Origin of the sequence: Microcoleus sp. Z1_B2, assembly GCF_036700325.1 — a bacterium.
GTDB lineage: Bacteria > Cyanobacteriota > Cyanobacteriia > Cyanobacteriales > Microcoleaceae > Microcoleus.
Window position 1 is genome coordinate 1 of record NZ_JAUBOQ010000104.1, and the last position, 431, is coordinate 431.

Annotated in this window: 1 protein-coding gene; it reads right to left on the reverse strand. The window is 49.4% G+C overall.

The annotated features are described in order from the left end of the window. On the reverse strand, window positions 1-431 hold a 431-nt coding region (locus tag QT984_RS29555), incomplete at both ends, for a Calx-beta domain-containing protein (RefSeq protein WP_333375560.1).

Consider the following 431-nt stretch of genomic DNA (forward strand, 5'->3'; position numbering starts at 1 on the left):
GCAACATCGGCTGTTGGCTGAGAGTCTAGTTTGATTGTAAATGTGGCTTTACCGCCCGCCTCGGTTGTGGTTAATCCGGAGGTTGGACTGACTGTAATTCCAGCAATGTCGTTGTCTGCGATCGTCGCACTTTGATTAGTCGTAGTTCCTAATAGTATCCCCGATGATGGGCTGCTAATCGTTAAGGTAGCTGTTTCCGTGCCTTCGACAAGATTATCATCGTTAACTGTGAGGGTTACTTGCCCAGTATTGCTGCCGTTTGGGATGGTGATTTGAGCGGGAATAGCACCTGTAAAATCAGCAGCGCTAGCAGTACCAGTTAATGCTAAATTAACTGTTTGAGCGCTTGTAACTGCTTGGGATGCTGTGGCGGTAACGGTGATTGCTGTGGTTCCCGCTTCGGTGCCGGCGGTGGGAGTAACTGAGAGGTT